The organism is Roseivirga sp., assembly GCF_049099775.1.
Lineage (GTDB): Bacteria > Bacteroidota > Bacteroidia > Cytophagales > Cyclobacteriaceae > Roseivirga.
Genome location: NZ_JAGDZM010000019.1, coordinates 1 through 18,873, shown reverse-complemented (window position 1 = coordinate 18,873; position 18,873 = coordinate 1). Strand labels below are relative to the sequence as shown.

12 protein-coding genes are annotated in these 18,873 nt (G+C 39.7%); all 12 read left to right on the top strand.

Annotated features, from left to right (window positions below; genetic code table 11):
• Nucleotides 1-2 precede the first annotated feature (2 nt).
• The 12 genes from JXQ92_RS19075 to JXQ92_RS19020 all read left to right on the top strand — a co-directional run bounded on the left by JXQ92_RS19075 (nt 3) and on the right by JXQ92_RS19020 (nt 18,763).
• Nucleotides 3-2,012: a urocanate hydratase gene (locus JXQ92_RS19075; protein ID WP_421988247.1), complete on the top strand. Its 2,010-nt coding sequence runs from the start codon at nt 3-5 to the stop codon at nt 2,010-2,012.
• A 63-nt stretch (nt 2,013-2,075) separates the two neighbouring features.
• Nucleotides 2,076-3,302, top strand: coding sequence for an imidazolonepropionase (hutI, locus tag JXQ92_RS19070; RefSeq protein WP_421988246.1), 1,227 nt, complete (start codon nt 2,076-2,078; stop codon nt 3,300-3,302).
• 390 nt (nt 3,303-3,692) lie between these two features.
• A complete protein-coding gene (locus JXQ92_RS19065) occupies nt 3,693-5,666 on the top strand; it encodes a mucoidy inhibitor MuiA family protein (protein ID WP_421988245.1) in 1,974 nt (657 codons plus the stop codon).
• A gap of 293 nt (nt 5,667-5,959) precedes the next feature.
• On the top strand, nt 5,960-6,952 hold the full coding sequence (locus JXQ92_RS19060; protein WP_421988244.1) for a hypothetical protein: 993 nt from the start codon (nt 5,960-5,962) through the stop codon (nt 6,950-6,952).
• Nucleotides 6,953-7,050: 98 nt separating this feature from the next.
• On the top strand, nt 7,051-10,746 hold the full coding sequence (purL, locus tag JXQ92_RS19055) for a phosphoribosylformylglycinamidine synthase (RefSeq protein ID WP_421988243.1): 3,696 nt from the start codon (nt 7,051-7,053) through the stop codon (nt 10,744-10,746).
• A gap of 116 nt (nt 10,747-10,862) precedes the next feature.
• Complete coding sequence (locus JXQ92_RS19050) at nt 10,863-12,320, top strand: serine hydrolase domain-containing protein (protein ID WP_421988242.1); 1,458 nt, start codon at nt 10,863-10,865, stop codon at nt 12,318-12,320.
• A 335-nt stretch (nt 12,321-12,655) separates the two neighbouring features.
• Nucleotides 12,656-13,039 carry a hypothetical protein gene (locus JXQ92_RS19045; protein ID WP_421988241.1) on the top strand — a complete coding sequence of 128 codons (384 nt, stop codon included), beginning with the start codon at nt 12,656-12,658 and terminating at the stop codon, nt 13,037-13,039.
• Complete coding sequence (locus tag JXQ92_RS19040; RefSeq protein ID WP_421988240.1) at nt 13,036-13,695, top strand: hypothetical protein; 660 nt, start codon at nt 13,036-13,038, stop codon at nt 13,693-13,695. The genes JXQ92_RS19045 and JXQ92_RS19040 overlap by 4 nt, the downstream gene beginning before the upstream one ends.
• Before the next feature lie 335 nt (nt 13,696-14,030).
• Nucleotides 14,031-14,822 (top strand): DUF6090 family protein, encoded by a 792-nt coding sequence (locus JXQ92_RS19035; RefSeq protein ID WP_421988239.1) that lies wholly within the window; start codon nt 14,031-14,033, stop codon nt 14,820-14,822.
• 814 nt (nt 14,823-15,636) lie between these two features.
• Entirely contained in the window at nt 15,637-16,767 is a 1,131-nt protein-coding gene (locus JXQ92_RS19030; protein ID WP_421988238.1) for an alpha-hydroxy acid oxidase, read from the top strand.
• 198 nt (nt 16,768-16,965) lie between these two features.
• Nucleotides 16,966-17,685 (top strand): DUF6090 family protein, encoded by a 720-nt coding sequence (locus JXQ92_RS19025; protein ID WP_421988237.1) that lies wholly within the window; start codon nt 16,966-16,968, stop codon nt 17,683-17,685.
• 559 nt (nt 17,686-18,244) lie between these two features.
• Complete coding sequence (locus tag JXQ92_RS19020) at nt 18,245-18,763, top strand: RidA family protein (RefSeq protein WP_421988236.1); 519 nt, start codon at nt 18,245-18,247, stop codon at nt 18,761-18,763.
• The last annotated feature ends 110 nt before the right edge of the window (nt 18,764-18,873 follow it).

The following is an 18,873-nucleotide window of genomic DNA, read 5'->3' as shown; positions in this document are numbered from 1 at the left end:
CCATGAATGACTTTCAAAAAGAACTTGTAGAAGGTATACCAACGTTGCTTCCAGAAGCACCCAGCCTCGACCTGAAGATCAGCAGGGCACCTAAGCGAAAGGATATCTTAACTGAAGCCGATAAGAAGCTTGCCCTTCGTAATGCCCTTCGCTATTTCAAAAAAGAATGGCACGAAATTTTGGCACAAGAATTCCTGTCAGAATTAAAAACTTATGGGAGAATCTACATGTACAGATTCATGCCAAAAACTCCTATTTACGCAAGATCCATTGAATCATATCCCGGAAATTCTCTCCAGGCTAAGTCTATCATGATGATGATTCAAAATAACTTGGATCCAGCGATTGCCCAACACCCCTATGAGTTAATTACCTACGGCGGAAATGGCGCGGTATTTCAAAACTGGGCTCAGTATAGATTGGCTATGAAATATCTTGCTGAGATGACAGATGAGCAAACTCTGGCGATGTATTCAGGTCACCCCATGGGTCTTTTCCCGTCAAGCACAAACGCACCGCGCGTAGTAGCCACTAACGGCATGATGATTCCCAACTATTCTAAACCTGACGATTGGGAGAAATTTAATGCGCTTGGCGTCACCCAATATGGCCAAATGACGGCTGGTTCTTATATGTATATCGGACCACAAGGCATTGTACATGGCACTACAATTACGGTGTTAAATGCTGCACGGATGAAACGACCTGACGGTGATTTCAAAGGGTTATTGTTTGTTACTTCCGGCTTAGGCGGCATGAGCGGAGCGCAACCAAAAGCAGCAAAAATCGCAGGCGTAGTCTCCATTACAGCAGAAATCAATCCCAAAGCGGCGCGTAAAAGGCACGAACAAGGCTGGGTGGATGAATTAGTGGAAGATCTTGACTTACTGTTAGATCTAGTACAAGCCGCGCGAGATGCAGGAGACAATACCTCTTTCGCTTACTTGGGCAATATTGTCGATTTATGGCAAGCGCTCGCAGATAGAGGAATGAAGGTTGACTTTGGATCAGACCAAACATCCTTACACAACCCATTTGCTGGTGGCTACTACCCAACAGGGATGTCCTATGAGGCAGCCAACGAAATGATGGCTCAGCAACCAGAGGGTTTCAAAAAAGCGATTTATTCGACTTTGAGAAAACATGCAGAAATAGTGAACCAGCACACCGCTAAAGGAACGTATTTCTTTGACTATGGCAATGCATTTTTGCTTGAAGCTGGCCGAGCTGGGGCCGATGTCTTCAAAAATAGAGCCGCTAAATCGGGCGATTTCAAATACCCATCTTATGTTCAGGATATTATGGGACCAATTTGCTTTGACTTTGGTTTTGGTCCTTTCCGATGGGTTTGTGGATCGGGTGGTGCTGAAGATTTAGATAAAACCGATCAGATTGCAGCAGATGTACTGACGGAGATGCTTCAAGAAGCACCAGAAGATATAAAGTCACAACTGCAAGATAATTTGCACTGGGTAAAAGAAGCTAAAGCCAACAAATTAGTTGTTGGTTCTCAAGCCAGAATACTTTATGCCGATGCCGAAGGGCGCATGAGAATAGCCGCTGCCTTTAACCAAGCAATCGCTGCTGGTGAAATAGGGCCAGTTATTTTGGGTAGAGATCACCACGATGTTTCTGGAACAGATTCTCCTTACCGAGAGACGTCCAACATTTACGACGGATCACAGTTCACCGCAGATATGGCCGTTCAAAATTTTGTAGGCGACTCATTCAGAGGGGCTACTTGGATTTCGCTGCACAATGGTGGTGGCGTTGGTTGGGGCGAAGTGGTTAATGGTGGATTCGGAATGCTCTTAGATGGATCGGAAGAAGCCGACAAAAAGCTTAGAAGTATGCTTTTTTGGGATGTTAACAATGGAATTGCGCGAAGAAATTGGGCCAGAAACCCTAATGCCATGAGCACCATAGAAAGAGCTATGCAAAAGGAAAAGCAATTGCAAGTCACCCAACCAAACTTGGTTGATCACAACTTGCTAAACGACCTCACTTATTAGAATATTGATTCTGGCATTGACTGTTTTATTGACAGTGCCGATAGAAAAATTGTATCTTCAACTATGCAAAAAGTCTTCACCAACATCGGTTCTTTACTTCAAGTGAGAGCACCTGAGAGCAAAATCTTGAGGGGTGCTTTAATGGCAGATGTACCATCAATAGAAAACGCATGGCTTAAAACTAAAGACGGTCTCATTGAAGATTTTGGTTCGATGGATGAATTTCAGGAAGACTCTTCATACGAAGAAATCAATCTGAAAGGCCAAATGGTGGCGCCAACTTTTGTCGATTCGCATACCCATCTCGTGTTTGCTGCAGATCGGGACGAGGAGTTTGTGATGAAGATTAAAGGAATGGGTTATCAAGAAATTGCAGAAGCTGGCGGCGGCATTCTCAATTCTGCCCGCAGGCTGCAAGAAACTCCTTTTGAAATCCTTTTGGCCGGTGCTAAAAGACGGCTCGAAGCAGCAATTGCTGCGGGAACTGGTGCCATAGAAATCAAAAGTGGTTACGGCCTAAGCACTGATGCTGAAATTAAAATGCTTCAGGTAATCGCTCAGCTGAAACAAGATTTTGACATCCCCATTAAAGCTACTTTTCTAGGTGCACATGCCTTCCCCACGGAAAATCATGAAAAGTACATGAATACGCTCCTTCAGGAGATGTTACCAGAAATATATTCGCAAAAACTGGCCAACTACATCGACTGTTTCTGTGAAAAAGGGTATTTCAACACCAATCAGATGTGCCAGCTTTTAGAAGCTGGTGAAAAATACGAACTCAAGCCAAAAGTACACGTCAATCAGTTCAACGCGATTGGTGGTGTAGAAAAAGCAATAGAATTCGGCGCCGTTTCTGTCGATCATCTAGAAATTCTTCCCGATGCTGAGGTAACACTTTTAAAAGATTCAGACACTATACCTGTGGGTTTACCGGGCTGTTCTTTCTTCCTGAATATCCCTTTTACCCCTGGCCGAAAAATAATTGAAAATGGTCTTCCATTGGTCTTAGCTTCCGATTTCAATCCTGGTTCTTCTCCCTCTTTCAACATGAGTACGATTAATAGTTTAGCCGCTATTAAAATGAAATTGCTTCCAGAAGAGGCATTCAATGCCACTACTTACAATGCAGCATTTGCTTTAGAATTAGAAAATGAAGTGGGAAGTATTACAAAGGGCAAGCGCGCAAATTTTATAGTGGGCAAACCGGGTAAAAACCTAAACTCAATCTCTTATAACTTTGGGGTAGATTGGATAGAGCGTGTTTATATCAACGCAAAAGTGGTTTAGCACTACTGGCTTTACCGATCTTATGGTCACTTAGTTTCAGCGCATTTGACAATTATACATTTCATCGAAAAATACTAATGAATAAAAGTCAAAGGTTAGATCATTCGGTAGAAAACAATACTGACCCTAAAGGTAAATTGAAACAAATTACGCTCACACCCACTTGCCCCAAATAATATTCCAATTAATTCCTTAATAACAAGGTTTTCAATTGCATTGAATAAAATTTTCAGAATTTATTTTGGATTAAATAAGGGTTAACAGGTCTATATATTGTTTAATCGGTAAGACGGCCGTCTTCTTCCGATTTCCAAATTCATTTATGGAAAAAGGTGACTAAGCGCATCATTAAAACAATGATGTTAATTATCCATCCTTAAATCAAAGCTTATGAAAACCTTATCATTACTTCTAGTAATGTTCGTGGCCATAAACATGGCATATGGACAAGCAGATGTTGAATCTAAAATAATTTCGGCCAAAATATATACGCAAGGAGCTGAGCTCAAGCGCACTGCAAAGTTGAAATTAAAAGAAGGCAAAAATGAATTTAAATTAATAGGCCTATCGGCGAATCTGGATCCTAAAACCATTCAGATTTCCGGGAAAGATATCACCATTTTATCTGTTCGTCATGAGAATGATTATATCGAAACCAACAAACCAGAAAAAGTAAAAACACTCATCATTGATCGCCTCGCCCTATTAGATTCTTTGGAACTAGTCAGAATGAATTTATCCATTCTTGTAAAATCGAGAGAACTTTTATCGAAGAACATGAAAGTTATAGGAAATGACGGTATCGGAGATGCCAAATATCGAGAAGCACTTGACTACTTAAGCGATAAATTTGAAGAAAACACCAAAACCAGTTTCATGCAGCAGTTACTAGAAAGAGATTTACAGAAAAGAATCAACAAAATCGAATCTCAGATAAAGTCTTACAGTATACAAGACGAAGAGCCTACTTCGAATATCTATTTAGTAATCAATGCTAATAAGGGAGTCGAAAAAGATATTTTGATTAGTTATGCAGTGTCAGAAGCCGGTTGGTTTCCCACTTATGATATTCGTGCGACCAACGTGGAAAGCCCACTTTCATTAACCTACAAAGCTCGAATTTTTCAGAACACAGGTGTGGACTGGAAAGATGTAAAACTCATCTTAAGTTCTGGAGACCTAGAGTCCAGCGGTACAGCACCCTTGCTTAATCCACTTTTATTAGGACGTGAGAACTCAAAGCCTTATCGCTACGGGGTCCAAGCAGAATTAAGGCAACCCGCACCGTATGACTCACAAGGAGAAATTACTGGTGTAGTTACCAGTTCTGATGACGGTTTACCATTAGTACAAGTCACAGTGATGGTAAAGGGAACAACTATAGGAACTCCTACTGACTTAAATGGCAAGTATAGCCTTCAAATCCCAAATGGAGCCAAATCTTTAGTTTTTAGTTATTTGGGGTTTGTAAGTCAGGAAATAAAGATCAACAACAGCTCTAATATAAGTGTGGTTATGGTTCCAGATGCAACATCATTAGGAGAAGTTGTGGTTACAGGGGTAGCTGCAGCAACACCGGTAAAAAAACTCCCCTTTACCGTAGCCAGCTTAACTGAAAGGCAATTCAACCCTACAATGGCTGGGATTTCAAATATCAGTTCATTTTATGGATCGGATGAAGCTTATGACCTAGAACAAAAGTCTGAAAGAGTACAACGATTTAAAAAACCAATTCCAATTAACTATATCAACTACCAAACCTCTTTCGTCTATAAAATCAAGCATCCTTACTCTATACCGAGTACTGGGCAAACTGAAACAGTAGAAATTCAAACCTTGGAAGTTTATGCCGATTATAAATATTCAACCAGCCCTAAAGCACGTGAAAACGCTTTTCTGGTAGCAGAAATCCCTGATTGGGAAGAACTGAAGTTGCTCGACGGAGAGTCGAACCTATATTTTGAAGAGAGTTTCGTGGGTAAATCCATTATTGACACGAACATCGGTAAGGATACACTAGATATTTCCTTAGGAAAAGACGAGGGCATTGTAGTGAGTCGTAAAAGGCTGAAGGAGTTCGAAAAGAACAAAATCTTCAGTAATAAGAAAAGAGATGAAAGAACCTTTGAAATTACTGTGGTCAATACGAAATCAACAAAAATCAATCTTAATGTTTACGATCAGCTACCTATAATCCCCAATAAAAATTACAAGGTAAATATCGTGGATATTGCAGCTGCAAAACACAACAAAGAAACAGGTCTCTTAACATGGGAACTTCAGTTGGAACCTGGTGCTAAAAAGGTGATCAGGTTTCGATATAGCGTTGACTATCCCAAGTATATGGATTTAGATATTGATTAAATAATTGAGGCAGCTTAGTAAAGCTGCCTCAATTATTTTGGTGCGTCGTAAGTAAGGGCAAGTCGCAAAATGCGGGTAAACAATAGCTATGTAGAGTCTAAATATGAAAGTTGTTTAGAGCAGTTGGGTGTAACAGATCATCGGCTTAAGAAAAAATAAGCACTAACTGGAATTTGAATTTCGGCAGATTTTGACTGATAGTTGGATTGTTAAAGTAAGTCCTGTTTATTTGATCAAAATTTGGCAAATGCCAGTTTATGTCCCCTATGCTTAGATTTTTAAGGCGAAAACGCATGCAGATTTTATCCAAAAGCAAAGCCGGAAGGTATATTATTTATGCCGTGGGCGAGATACTTTTGGTCATCATAGGAATTATGATTGCGGTTTGGCTCAACAACATCAATGAGGCTAGAATTCAGGACAAAAAGATTCAAGCTACCCTAGATGAAATACAAGAAGAGCTTCTCGTAACCGTGGCTGATGCCAATGACATAATTGAGTTTTATAATGCTAAAGACTCACTGATTTATTTAGTGATGAGCAACCAACTAACAGAAGCCGACTATAAGGACCCAAAAAACTGGGGATTGGCCCTTATTAGCTTGAATTATAGTAGCCTTTCTATTCAAGATGATGGGTTTAAAAACTTGATGTCTAAAACCGAGAATATGTCCAAAAGATATTCGCCATTGGTTAAAAGACTCAAAAGGCTTCATGTGCATTTGAAAACGAGCCTTGAATCTAATAATGAAAAGATGAATAAAGCCGTTGAAGCATCATTTCAAACCCTTCAAAACAACCAAGATTGGTTTTCAGAAGATGCATTTTTCCAAAAATGGAACTCTGATAATATGGTGAATTATTTTCTGAACGACCCTAACCACAAAAACAGCCTTTATACGTACTCGAACCTCGGTATAGGAAATTTGACCAATACCATCTATAACATCCGAATAGAGTCCATTAAAGCCATTTACGAAATTGATTCGCTCCTAAATCGCAAAAACAATTACCCTTTCGACCTAAAGATTGAAGATTTCATTTCTTGGACAGGAACTTATACGCTAGAAAAAAACAGTTTTAGTATTACTTCAGAAGGCCATCAACTATTCTATAAAAAAGGAAGCAATACAATGGAAATATATCCATTGGGCAATGGCAAATTTCATATAAAAGGTCCGGGCTTTTATCAAGTGTTAAAGCAGAAAGACGGCAGTGTATCAGGCATTAAATCAAGTGGTTCAAACATCAATGACCTCTATAAAAAAGCAGCTTCTACCAACTGAATGAGAATCAGCCATTCTGGGTGATCAAATTGATGGCAGTTGCTCAAATCTTTTATTACTTTTGCGAGTGGAATTAACACCCAAAACCAATCGTTCTAATGATTCAATTTTTCGATGCAGGAGACAACAGAATTTACGCTGTCAGTCTCACCTCGCAACTCGCTTCACAAGACCTTCCAAAACTTGAATGGCTCTTCGGAAATGCCTCACTTATTGAAGGCGAAACCCTGAAGGGCTTTTTTGTTGGCCCTCGGAAAGAAATGATTACCCCATGGAGTACCAACGCAGTGGAAATTACACAGAACATGGGGATTTCTGGAATCATAAGAATTGAAGAATTTGAAAAGGTTGACAGTGAAAACACCGCTATCGACCCAATGCTACAAGTGCTTTATAATGGGCTAGATCAGGAAATATTCAACATCAGTGTTGAACCAGCACCCGTAAGGCATATAGAAGATATTACCACTTACAATCAGGAAGAAGGACTAGCGCTAAGCCAAGAAGAAATTGACTACTTGAACGAGGTCAGTGAAAAATTGGGGCGTAAACTCACCGATGGAGAAGTATTTGGGTTTTCTCAGGTGAATTCCGAGCACTGTCGACATAAAATCTTTAATGGTGTATTCATTATCGATGGACAGGAAATGCCGAATTCACTGTTTAAAATGATCCGTAAAACCTCAGAGGAAAACCCTGATGGTTTAGTATCAGCTTATAAAGACAATGTGGCCTTTGTACAAGGCCCTGTTGTGGAGCAATTTGCCCCGGCCACCCAAGACAAAGCCGATTGGTTCGAATCATCGGATTTTGAGTCTGTAATCTCCCTAAAAGCGGAAACACATAACTTCCCAACGACTGTAGAACCTTTCAATGGAGCGGCTACAGGAGCAGGTGGAGAGATAAGAGATAGAATGGCTGGCGGAAAGGGCTCCATGCCTTTAGCCGGTACAGCCGTTTACATGACCTCTTACTCAAGGCTAGAAGATGGTCGCGAATGGGAAGCCAACATGCCAGAACGTCAATGGTTGTATCAAACGCCCATGGACATACTGATAAAAGCTTCGAATGGAGCGAGTGATTTTGGAAACAAATTTGGTCAGCCGCTTATCGCTGGATCGGTCTTAACCTTTGAGCACGAAGAAGGTGGCAAAAGGCATGGCTTCGATAAAGTGATTATGCTTGCTGGCGGTATCGGGTATGGCAAAAAAGCCGATGCGCTAAAAGCTACGCCAGACCAAGGCGATCAGATAGTAGTAATGGGCGGTGATAACTACCGCATAGGAATGGGCGGAAGCTCGGTATCTTCCGTTGATACAGGTGAATTTTCAAGCGGCATAGAATTGAATGCCATTCAGCGTTCGAATCCTGAAATGCAAAAGCGTGTTTACAATGCGGTAAGGGCAATGTCTGAATCAGGCAAAAACCCAATCGTTTCGATTCACGATCACGGTGCGGGAGGCCATCTTAATTGTCTTTCAGAATTAGTGGAAGAAACAGGTGGCACTATCGACGTAAAGAAACTTCCGGTGGGCGATCCTACCCTATCGGACAAAGAAATTATTGGTAACGAGTCTCAAGAACGCATGGGGCTTGTCATCAAAGCAGAAGATATTCCCTACATGGAAAAAGTGGCGAAAAGAGAACGCGCACCTTTCTATGTAGTTGGTGAAACCACTGGCGATTCTCACTTTAAGTTTGAGAATAAAGTTTCAGGAGAACACCCGATCGACTGGAACCTGGCCCATATGTTTGGTTCATCACCCAAAACGGTTTTGGAAGACACTACACAGGGGCAGCAATTCACTGATGTCGCTTACGACGTTAAGAAAATTCAAGAATATTTAAATGCCGTGCTTCAGTTAGAAGCCGTGGCTTGTAAAGATTGGTTGACAAACAAAGTCGATCGATGTGTTACAGGACGCGTTGCCAAGCAACAAACTGCGGGGCCAATACAATTGCCATTGAACAATGTTGGCGTGATGGCCTTGGACTATAGAGGCGAAAAAGGAATTGCAACCTCAATCGGTCACGCACCGGTTTCAGCTTTAGCCGATCCTGTGGCCGGTTCTCAGCTTTCTATTGCCGAAGCACTTACAAACCTTGTTTGGGCACCGATAGAGAGAGGACTTAGCGGCGTATCGCTGAGCGCCAACTGGATGTGGCCTGCGAAAAATGAAGGCGAAAATGCCCGACTTTACAAAGCCGTAGAAGCCGTTTCTGATTTTGCCTGTGCACTTGGTATTAATGTGCCAACGGGTAAAGATTCCATGTCGATGACACAGAAATATAAAGATGGCGTTGTTTACGCCCCTGGTACCGTCATTATTTCAGCTGGCGCGCAAGTAACCGACCTTAAGAAAGTAGTGGAACCGGTTTTACAACCGAATTTCGATTCTACACTCCTATACATCAACCTTTCTGATGGTGCCTTTAACTTGGGCGGCAGCTCCTTGGCACAAGTAGTGGGTAAGGTGGGTACTTCTGCCCCTACGGTGGATGACAGTGATAGATTTGCCAGAACTTTCAATATGGTTCAGGCCCTGATTGAAGAAGGTAAAATCTTAGCGGGGCACGATGTTTCTGCCGGCGGTATGATTACAGCACTGCTCGAAATGACTTTCTCGCAAGTAGACCTCGGTATAGCAGCAGACTTAAAAGACATTAAAAACCTAGACGATATTTCGGTATTGTTTTCAGAACAACCTGCGCTGATCATTCAAGTAGCGAATGAAGACTTGGAGGATGTGGCCAATTTATTTGATGAAATTGACGCTTCTTATGTTGAAATAGGAAGCCCGATAGGCGAACCTATTTTAGCCATTCAAACCAATACGCAAAGCTACTTGCTCGACATTGCTAGCCTGCGAGATACCTGGTATAAGACATCTTATTTGTTAGATGCAAAACAGTCTGGTGAAGCTTTGGCCAAAGAAAGGTTTGACAACTACAAACAACAACCTTTATCATTTACCTTCCCTGAAGGATTTAAAGGACAATATGCTGATCTTGGTTTAGACCCTGACCGTAAGGCAAAAACTGGTTATAAAGCGGCCATAATCCGAGAGAAAGGCGTAAACGGAGACCGCGAAATGGCTTATGCTATGCATTTAGCCGGTTTTGATGTGAAAGACATTCACATGACGGACCTTATCTCGGGTGCCGAAGACTTAAGCGATGTAAATTTCATTGCTTTTGTGGGTGGCTTCTCCAATTCAGACGTATTAGGATCGGCAAAAGGCTGGGCTGGTGCTTTCTTATACAACGAAAAAGCGAAGCTAGCACTTGATAACTTTTATGCCAGAGAAGATACCATCTCACTGGGGATTTGTAATGGTTGTCAGTTGATGGGTGAATTAGGACTGCTTTACCCAGCGCATGAGGTGCACCCTAAACTAGATCATAATATTGCGCATAAATTTGAATCAGGATTTGTGAATGTGACCATTCCAGAAAACAACTCAGTAATGTTAGGCGGACTCGCTGGCACCAGGCTAGGTATTTGGGTAGCGCACGGTGAAGGGCGTTTCAGACTTCCAGAAGCCGAAACTGATTATCATGTGATTGCTAAATATTCTCATGAAGCTTATCCAGCATCGCCAAATGGTTCTGATTACCACGTAGCTGGTTTGGCGAGTAAAGACGGTAGGCACCTGGCGATTATGCCTCATTTTGAGCGTTCCGTATTCCCTTGGAACTGGGGGAACTACCCTGCCGACCAAAAAGCAGATGTATTGAGCCCATGGATTAAAGCCTTTATGGCAGCCAAGGATTGGGTGGCGGCGAAAACTTAAAGTAGTAGTGTAAATCGAATGCGATTTATTCTACTACACCCTTATGGGCTATACAAAATAGATAGAAATGTGGACCTAGGTTGTTCACAATAAGTAACGATAACTCACGCCTACCAATGAAAATTCAAGTAGCCTTTTTACTATTATTTTTTGTCAAAATTAGTTGGTCTCAAAGCCTTGAAGAACGGATTGAGAGAGTAGAAAATGGTTTAACCATTCAAGCCACTATGCCTATTGGGGAAGAATTTTTCGGGTCGAATATTATTCAAAGGTTAAAAGAAAACAAAGCATACGGTGCCAGTGTGGCTATTGTTCATGATGGTAAAATTGAATGGTCTAAAGCTTATGGCGTAAAACAAAAAGGCTCTTCCGATCTGGTAACTACCGAAACACTATTCCAGTGTGCCTCAATTGGCAAGGTTATTACCGCCGTAGCCATTCTGAATTTAGTAAAAGATGGAAAGATTAGCCTAGACGAAGACATAAACAGCAAGCTTCAACGGTGGCAAATCAAGGAAAATGAATTTACCAAATCTCAAAAGGTGACTGTCAGGCACCTCTTATCTCATACTGCAGGGCTAACAGATGATTATGGTTTTTTAGGTTACGACCCAAAAGATAAAATCCCTTCCCTTTTACAGATACTCAACAACGATCCTATTGCCAACACTAAAAAAGAGATTATCGTCAAAACCACTCCAGGCCAGGTAGAACGATACTCCGGAGCAGGATATCTGATTCTTCAGCTATTGGTTGAAGACGTAAGTGGGGCTTCTTTCTCCAGTTTTGTTGAACAACGCATATTTACTCCACTGCAAATGACGCATTCCACCTATGATAACGAGCCAGATAAGAATTTAAAAGTTCCTATTGCCAGTGGTCACTTGTCAAAAGGCAAAGCTTTAAAAAACAAGAGCTACAATATCTATCCAGAGAAAGCTGCCGCTGGTCCTTGGACAACAGCAGAGGACTTAGCAAAACTGATTATAGCCATTCAAGAGGCCCTCCATAATGAATCAAGTGCTATATTAGATAAATCAACTGCTGAAGAATTAACGACCGTTCAGCTTAATAACAAGGGCTTAGGAATCAACCTAAAGGGAGTTGAGAAGGCAGAAGCTTTTTGGCATGCAGGACAAAACTTAGGCTATACCGGGCTTCTTTATGGTCTAGTCGATGAAGGCGATGGGGCTGTTATTTTACTGAACACTGACGGCGGAGAGCGATTAATGCAGGAGTTTATAACCAGTGTGGCACATGAGTACAATTGGCCTGTTATGAAATCCTTTGAATCTCTGGACATTCCTAAAGAAGTTCGGTCATCATTGGTTGGAAAATTTGAAAGTCATGACAAGTCAAAGACCCTTTTTATAGCAGAACAAAAAGGGGGGCTCGTTTTAAAACCGGCGGGTTCAAAAAGAGGTGTTGAGCTTGTCAGAATTGATGATCTAGAGTATACGTTCAAAGACGCCCAAGATTATTACAGGCTCACGTTTAACATTGAGAATAGCGTCACCACATTGCGTTATATAGAAAGTGTTGGTAATATTCTTGAGTTAAAAAAGGTAAAATAAACACCTTTATTCCAGCCTAAATTTATCAAAGACTCAGAATCCCATTACTTGCTAAAAAAGAAGAGTTTCTAATTCTTAATGCTTGTCTAATGCTAATATTTATCGGAGATGATCATGAGGTTATTCTGACTCAAAAAGCTGAGGATATTTTAAGGGAACATTTTAAAACTTAGGTAGGCATAATTCTATTCAGATTGCTGAATATACAAACATTATCACAAAGGATGGAAAAAAATACAATCTCCTTTGGACAAAATGAACTTCAATGATTAGCTTTAGTTATGAGCGTTATACCCGAGAATTATGTTGGCTAACGCTCACTTTTGTTTAACAATATGAAATATAACGCTCATAAAAGTGAGCGTTATACAACGTTATATGTCATAAGTGCTACCGAACAAACTGAACTGCAAATGCCATTTTCCTGCAAATTTCAACTGAACAATGGAGCAATTACTGAACACGAAGAAGTAAAGTTTGAAGAGTTTACTGACTCATCATTTGGAGACTTTCACCAGAACAGTGTGAAAATTGCTAAGGTACTAGTGAACGGCAAACCTGCATTCATTGCATCAACTTGCCCTTGTTTCCCTTCATCCAAGAACAAAGGACTCAAGCTTGGTGATCGTTTGGATTCACATACAGTAATTGGATATTTTTTAGCTAATGGGGAAGATATTCCATATGAGAAGCCATATGCTCAAATAGTTCTCGAATGACACCAACAGAAATTAAAGAATGGCTAGAGGACTTATGGAAAGTTTTGGTCGACCTGAACATCTCAATAAACAATGCAAAACGGTTGACTGAAGACAAATATGAAAATGAAGAAAAGATTAAAAAACATGGTTTCATTCAGCATCATTGGTATCAACTGAGATTTATAATTGTAATTCAACTATCAAAGTTGATTGCTGATAAAAGAAACACTCACAAACGAAATCTTTTCCACTTCAGCGACAAACTTGAACTAACTGATTTTGATAGTCTTTTCTTCAAGGAACTGAATAAACTCCAACCTGAAAGGTATTTTGAGACTGATACAAGGGCAGAGAGCATCCAAGAAGTAATCAACAAAACGAGGGGAAAACTAAATGAGAACAAAGATCTGATTGAGAAGATTATCAAGGCAAGAAATCAAACATATGCTCATAACGATCCAATTCCTGGAAAGAAAGTACCCACTATGAAGGATTTGGGAACGATGGTTCAACTCTGTAGCGAGATTTATAATGACTTTTCTGGTGAACTTTTCAAATCACGAACAGGATTTGAACGAACCAACGATTGGGATGTCGACTATATCTTGAAGGAACTCAGCAACCGAAGAACTAAACTTCTTGAAGAACTTGAAAGAAAGAAGAAAGGCATATAACAGTCGCTAAAGAGTGCATATGCAAACGCGCTCGCAGCCTATTCATTAATCCCAACATTCGAAGCAAATCAAGCTCCTAAACTATAACTCCTCACAGATTTTACACCAAAGCACTAATACCCAACATACGGTATAAACCATGAACAGCTTGACTTGTCAACTGATCTTATTCCCAGAATATGCAAAATCAATCATTTCAATCGTATCTTAAGTCGCAAACAGATAGTTCGAAAACAAGCACTGTGCTAGAGGACAGGCTAACATTTTGATATTCCTCCATAATTCACAGTTCATACCTTCGAACGTTGTGCTTCATTATGACAAACCTCTAACCAATGATAAAATTCTTTAGAAAAATACGCCAAAACTTGCTTTCAGAAGGGAAAACTGGAAAGTATTTTAAATACGCCTTAGGTGAAATAATTCTCGTGATGATAGGTATTCTTTTGGCGCTACAAGTGAACTACTGGAATGAGAGGCGAAAAGGCAGGATTCTAGAGCAAAAAATATTGGTACAACTAAAAAGTGAATACGAAGCCAATCTTGCACAGCTTGAAGAAAAAATATATATGCGAAATAGAGCCATCAAAGCTTCTCATAACTTGCTAAGTTTTGTTGACAATCCAGATTTTTTTGATGAAGAAACTTTTTATATATCTTGGTGGCATTTAGCGGTAGACCCCACTTTTGATCCTTTAAAAAATGACATAATAGGCACAGATAAATTACAGCTGATACAAAACGAAAAGCTTGTATCTCTTCTATCTAACTGGTCAACTGAAGTATACCAAGTACAAGAACAGGAAAATCAATATCAAATATTTCGAAACCAATTTATTGTGCCATTGATTACTGAATCCGGCATATCAAGAAATCTAAATAATAATCTTTGGAAAGATGGATATTCTCCAGCAGAGGCTTTAGATAAATCTTCTAGTTTAAAATTTAAAATATACCCATCTAAAAGGAAAATAGACTTCAAAGAGATTTTGGTAGACCCTGTACAAGAGAGTATTGCGGCTATGGTCATTTCATTTCATCAAAATGCAAATATACAGTCAGTTACGCTAAAAAGTAGAATTATTGAAATGCTTGACATAATAAATTCAGAGATAAAAAATGATTAAATTGTTTAGAAAAAATAACGAAAGCACAACAATGGCTATAAGTAATTGCTTGTCCTCGCCTACTTTGGAAATTCCTGCGGAATTTCCAGCTTGATGTGTACTTGCAAAGTTAAGTGCTTAAACCACGCAACTGCTCATAGCCGAGACCGTTGGGATTAATGCCCCGCGAGGGGCATAGACTTCCGCTGCGCTCCCAGCCTATTCATTAATCCCAACGTTCGAAGCAAATCAAGCCCCTAAACTATAACACCTCACAGATTTCACACCAAAGCACTAATACCCAACACCCGGTATAAACCATAAGCAGCTTGAATTGTCAACTGATCTTATTCCCGGAATATGCAAAATCACTCATTTCAATCGTATCTTAAGTCGCAAACAAAAAGTTCGAAAACAAGCACTGTGCTAGAGGACAGGCTAACATTTTGATATTCCTCCATAATTCACAGTTCATACCTTCGAACGTTATAAATAATGCCTGCTTCTAACGCTACGCTGCTTAGCGCTGGCTAAAAACAATAAAAGTAAATTGTGATGAAATCGATATTCACTGTTCTTAGCCGATGTCGCTAAACAGCATTTCCCCCGACGCTCACGCCTACACAATTCATAACAACGTGCATAGCTCATTGGACAGGCTAAGTACTATTGAATTTTCAAAAACTATGAAAATAAAAACCGTTTTTAATTACCTTTAAGGTTCAATAATCCAAACGAAGCCATGCACGCGGCCCGTTAACTACCATAAATAACAATGGAGAGAACTACTGAACTCAGAGAAATTCAAAGGAGACAATTCCTCAAGTGGGTGAGCATGTCGTCAATAGCTCTGTCATTGCCTTTTGCGGGATGTGGAATTTCTAACTCTAGGAAAAATGAATTACTAAAGAGCGATACGGACTTGTCCACTGTGAAAAATGTATTTGACTTAGAAAAACTATCAGGTGAAGTAATGGGCAAGGATGCATTGAATTACCTCAATGGAGGAGCAGACGATCTTCGTACTGTCAGAGCCAACTATGATGCCTATGGGAAAATTCAAATTAGGGCAAGAAGGCTTATCGATGTAACTACAGTGTCTACCAAGATTGAGCTATTTGGAAAGACCCTAGACAATCCCATAATACTCAGTCCCGTTGGATTTCAAGCGTTTTTTCATTCTGACGGAGAGATTGGAACTGCTAAAGCGGCTGAAAAAAAGGATCATCAAATGATCGTTTCTTCTGTTTCAAATTTTGCAATTGAAGATATTGCTAGTGAGTCTAAAGCAGACCTTTGGTTTCAACTTTATCCATCAACCGATCGAGAAGTGACCAAATTATTGCTTGCCAAAGCAGAGGCAGCAGGATGCAAAATATGTTTTCTTACCGTTGATACCCCTGTCGTTGGTAATCGAGAAACTCATGGCACAACGCTTCTTGAGATGATTAAATCTGGAGAGCTAGAAATGGGCAATTTTAAAGATATTCTACCTGAGGGCATGAGTTTTACAGATCCATCTATGACTTGGGATATGGTTGACTGGCTAAGAGCAAACACCAAAATGAAAATCGTACTCAAAGGCATTGTTACGAGCGAAGATGCTCGAATGGCCAAAGAACGTGGCGTTGACGGAATAGTTGTATCAAATCATGGTGGTAGGCAGTTAGAAAGTAATAGAGCTACAATTGATTGTCTTCCCGAAATTGTAAATGAAATTAATGGCGAATTTCCTGTTTTGATTGATGGTGGTATTAGAAGAGGAACAGATGTTTTCAAAGCACTGGCACTTGGAGCCACCGCAGTTTGTATTGGAAGACCATTTTGCTGGGGTCTTGGTGCACTTGGTCAACCTGGCGTTGAATTAACCCTAGAAATTTTAAAAGCTGAATTGATCCGAGATATGCAACTCGCTGGAACAACTTCAATTGATAAAATTACTAGAGAGTTCGTAACAACTAAATGACCATTAAAAAGTAGTTAACAAATGCTATGAATGAATGGGGTTTCATTGGTCAAGATATTTTTGTGGAGATTGGAAAGTCCGCCACAACTAATAAATTTAAACAACGGTGTGGCTATGTGCGAGACGAGAGGTTAGTGCTATCTAATCCCCACTCATCATAGCCTGGCGTTGTGCTTCATTATCAGAAACCGCTAACCAATGATAAAATTCTTTAGAAAAATTAGGCGAAACTTACTTTCAGAAGGGAAAACTGGAAAGTATTTGAAATATGCTATTGGAGAAATTATTCTTGTTGTTATTGGAATCTTGATTGCATTACAAATTAATAATTGGAATGAGAATAGGAAAAACGAAGAACAAGGAATTATTCAAAAAAAAGCACTAAAAATTGAATTGGAAAATGATTTAGAAACCTTAACATCAGACTTAGCCTATGTACAGAAAGATTTGAAAATTAATAAATCATTTGCTGAACGATTAAGTAGTAAAACTTCTAACTTAGATACACTCGTAAAAATTGTTAGATACGAATACGTTGCTCCTTATAGCTCATTAAATGAACTTAATAAAACTACGTTTAATTCCTTAGAGTCTACAAATAAACTTGGTTTATTAGGAGAAGAATTAACAAAAAATGTACAGAATTATTACAATACTAGAGACGATGGCATAGAAGTTCTTTCAGGCAATCGGGAGCTTTATTTTAGCTTATGTGAGCCAATGATACTAAAATACCCTATAAACTGGTCCAGTATTCGGGGACATTTACAAGACATTTATTGGGAGAAGATAAACAAGAGAACCCTTTATGGTGGCTTTAATGGTCTTTTGACAATGCGAATATTTATTTTGGAAGTGAGAAAAAGAGTGGTTGAAAATTTAATTACTAAAACAAATCATTTACTTAAAGAGCTTTAGTATCTGTAATGAAAGAATAATAAATAACGAAAGCACAACAATGGCTATAAGTAATTGCTGGTTTCAGCTTGTTTACGAAAGTCCTCGCGGACTTTCTATCTGTGATTTATTTGCTAGCTTTAGTGCTTAAACACGCAACGAAATCATACACTAAACCGTTGGGATTAATGCCCCGTGAAGGGCATAGACTTCCGCTGCGCTCCCAGCCTATTCATTAATCCCAACGCTCGAAGCAAATCAAGCCCCTAAACTATACCACCTCACAGATTTTACACCAAAGCACTAATACCCAACATACGGTATAAACCATCAACAGCTTGAATTGTAAACTGATCTTATTCCCAGAATATTCAAAATCAATCATTTCAATCGTATCTTATGTCGCAAACAAAAAGTTCGAAAACAAGCACTGTGCTAGAGGCAAACTAAACACTTTGATATTCCTCCATAATTCACAGTTCATACCTTCGAACGTTGTGCGTCATGCCACAGAACGAAACTCAATAAAAAAACGGGAAAGCCGAAAACCGAACAATGTAGATACAAAATAATCTGAATTATGAAAAAAATAACCAACCGACTGACTTTTCTCACAACACTTTGCATAGTAACTATTGGACTATACAGTTGTGAACAAAAGCAAAAAGAAGAAACGAAAGAAGTTGAAAAAGAAGTAATAGTTGAATCCGAAAAACCTGAATATTTTCTGTTACGACCAGAAGTGGAAAAAGCTTATGGATATTCACACGCTGTGAAAATTGGGAATAGCATCAAAATTTCAGGAGCAGTAAGTATGGACGAAGAAGGAAATCCAACTGCGGTTGGCGATATAGAACAGCAGATGAAAAACTGTTATACTGATTTGGGCAAAATATTAAAACACTTTGGTTGTACATTTGACGATGTGGTAAAAGAAGATATTTTCACAACTGATATGGCACAAATGCTCGAAAAATCAGCCTACCGAGCTGAAATCTATAAGAACGGATTCCCAACAGGTTCTTGGCTTGAAGTCAAAGGGTTGGCATTACCTGAATTTATGGTTGAAATTGAACTTGAAGTGCATAAGGCAAAATAATACACGAACGCACAACAAACACTAAAATGAATATGCGAACTGTAAACGTATTTGCTTCCAGCAACTGGTGGCATACTCATTTTAGCTGATCGTTGGGATTAATGCCCCGC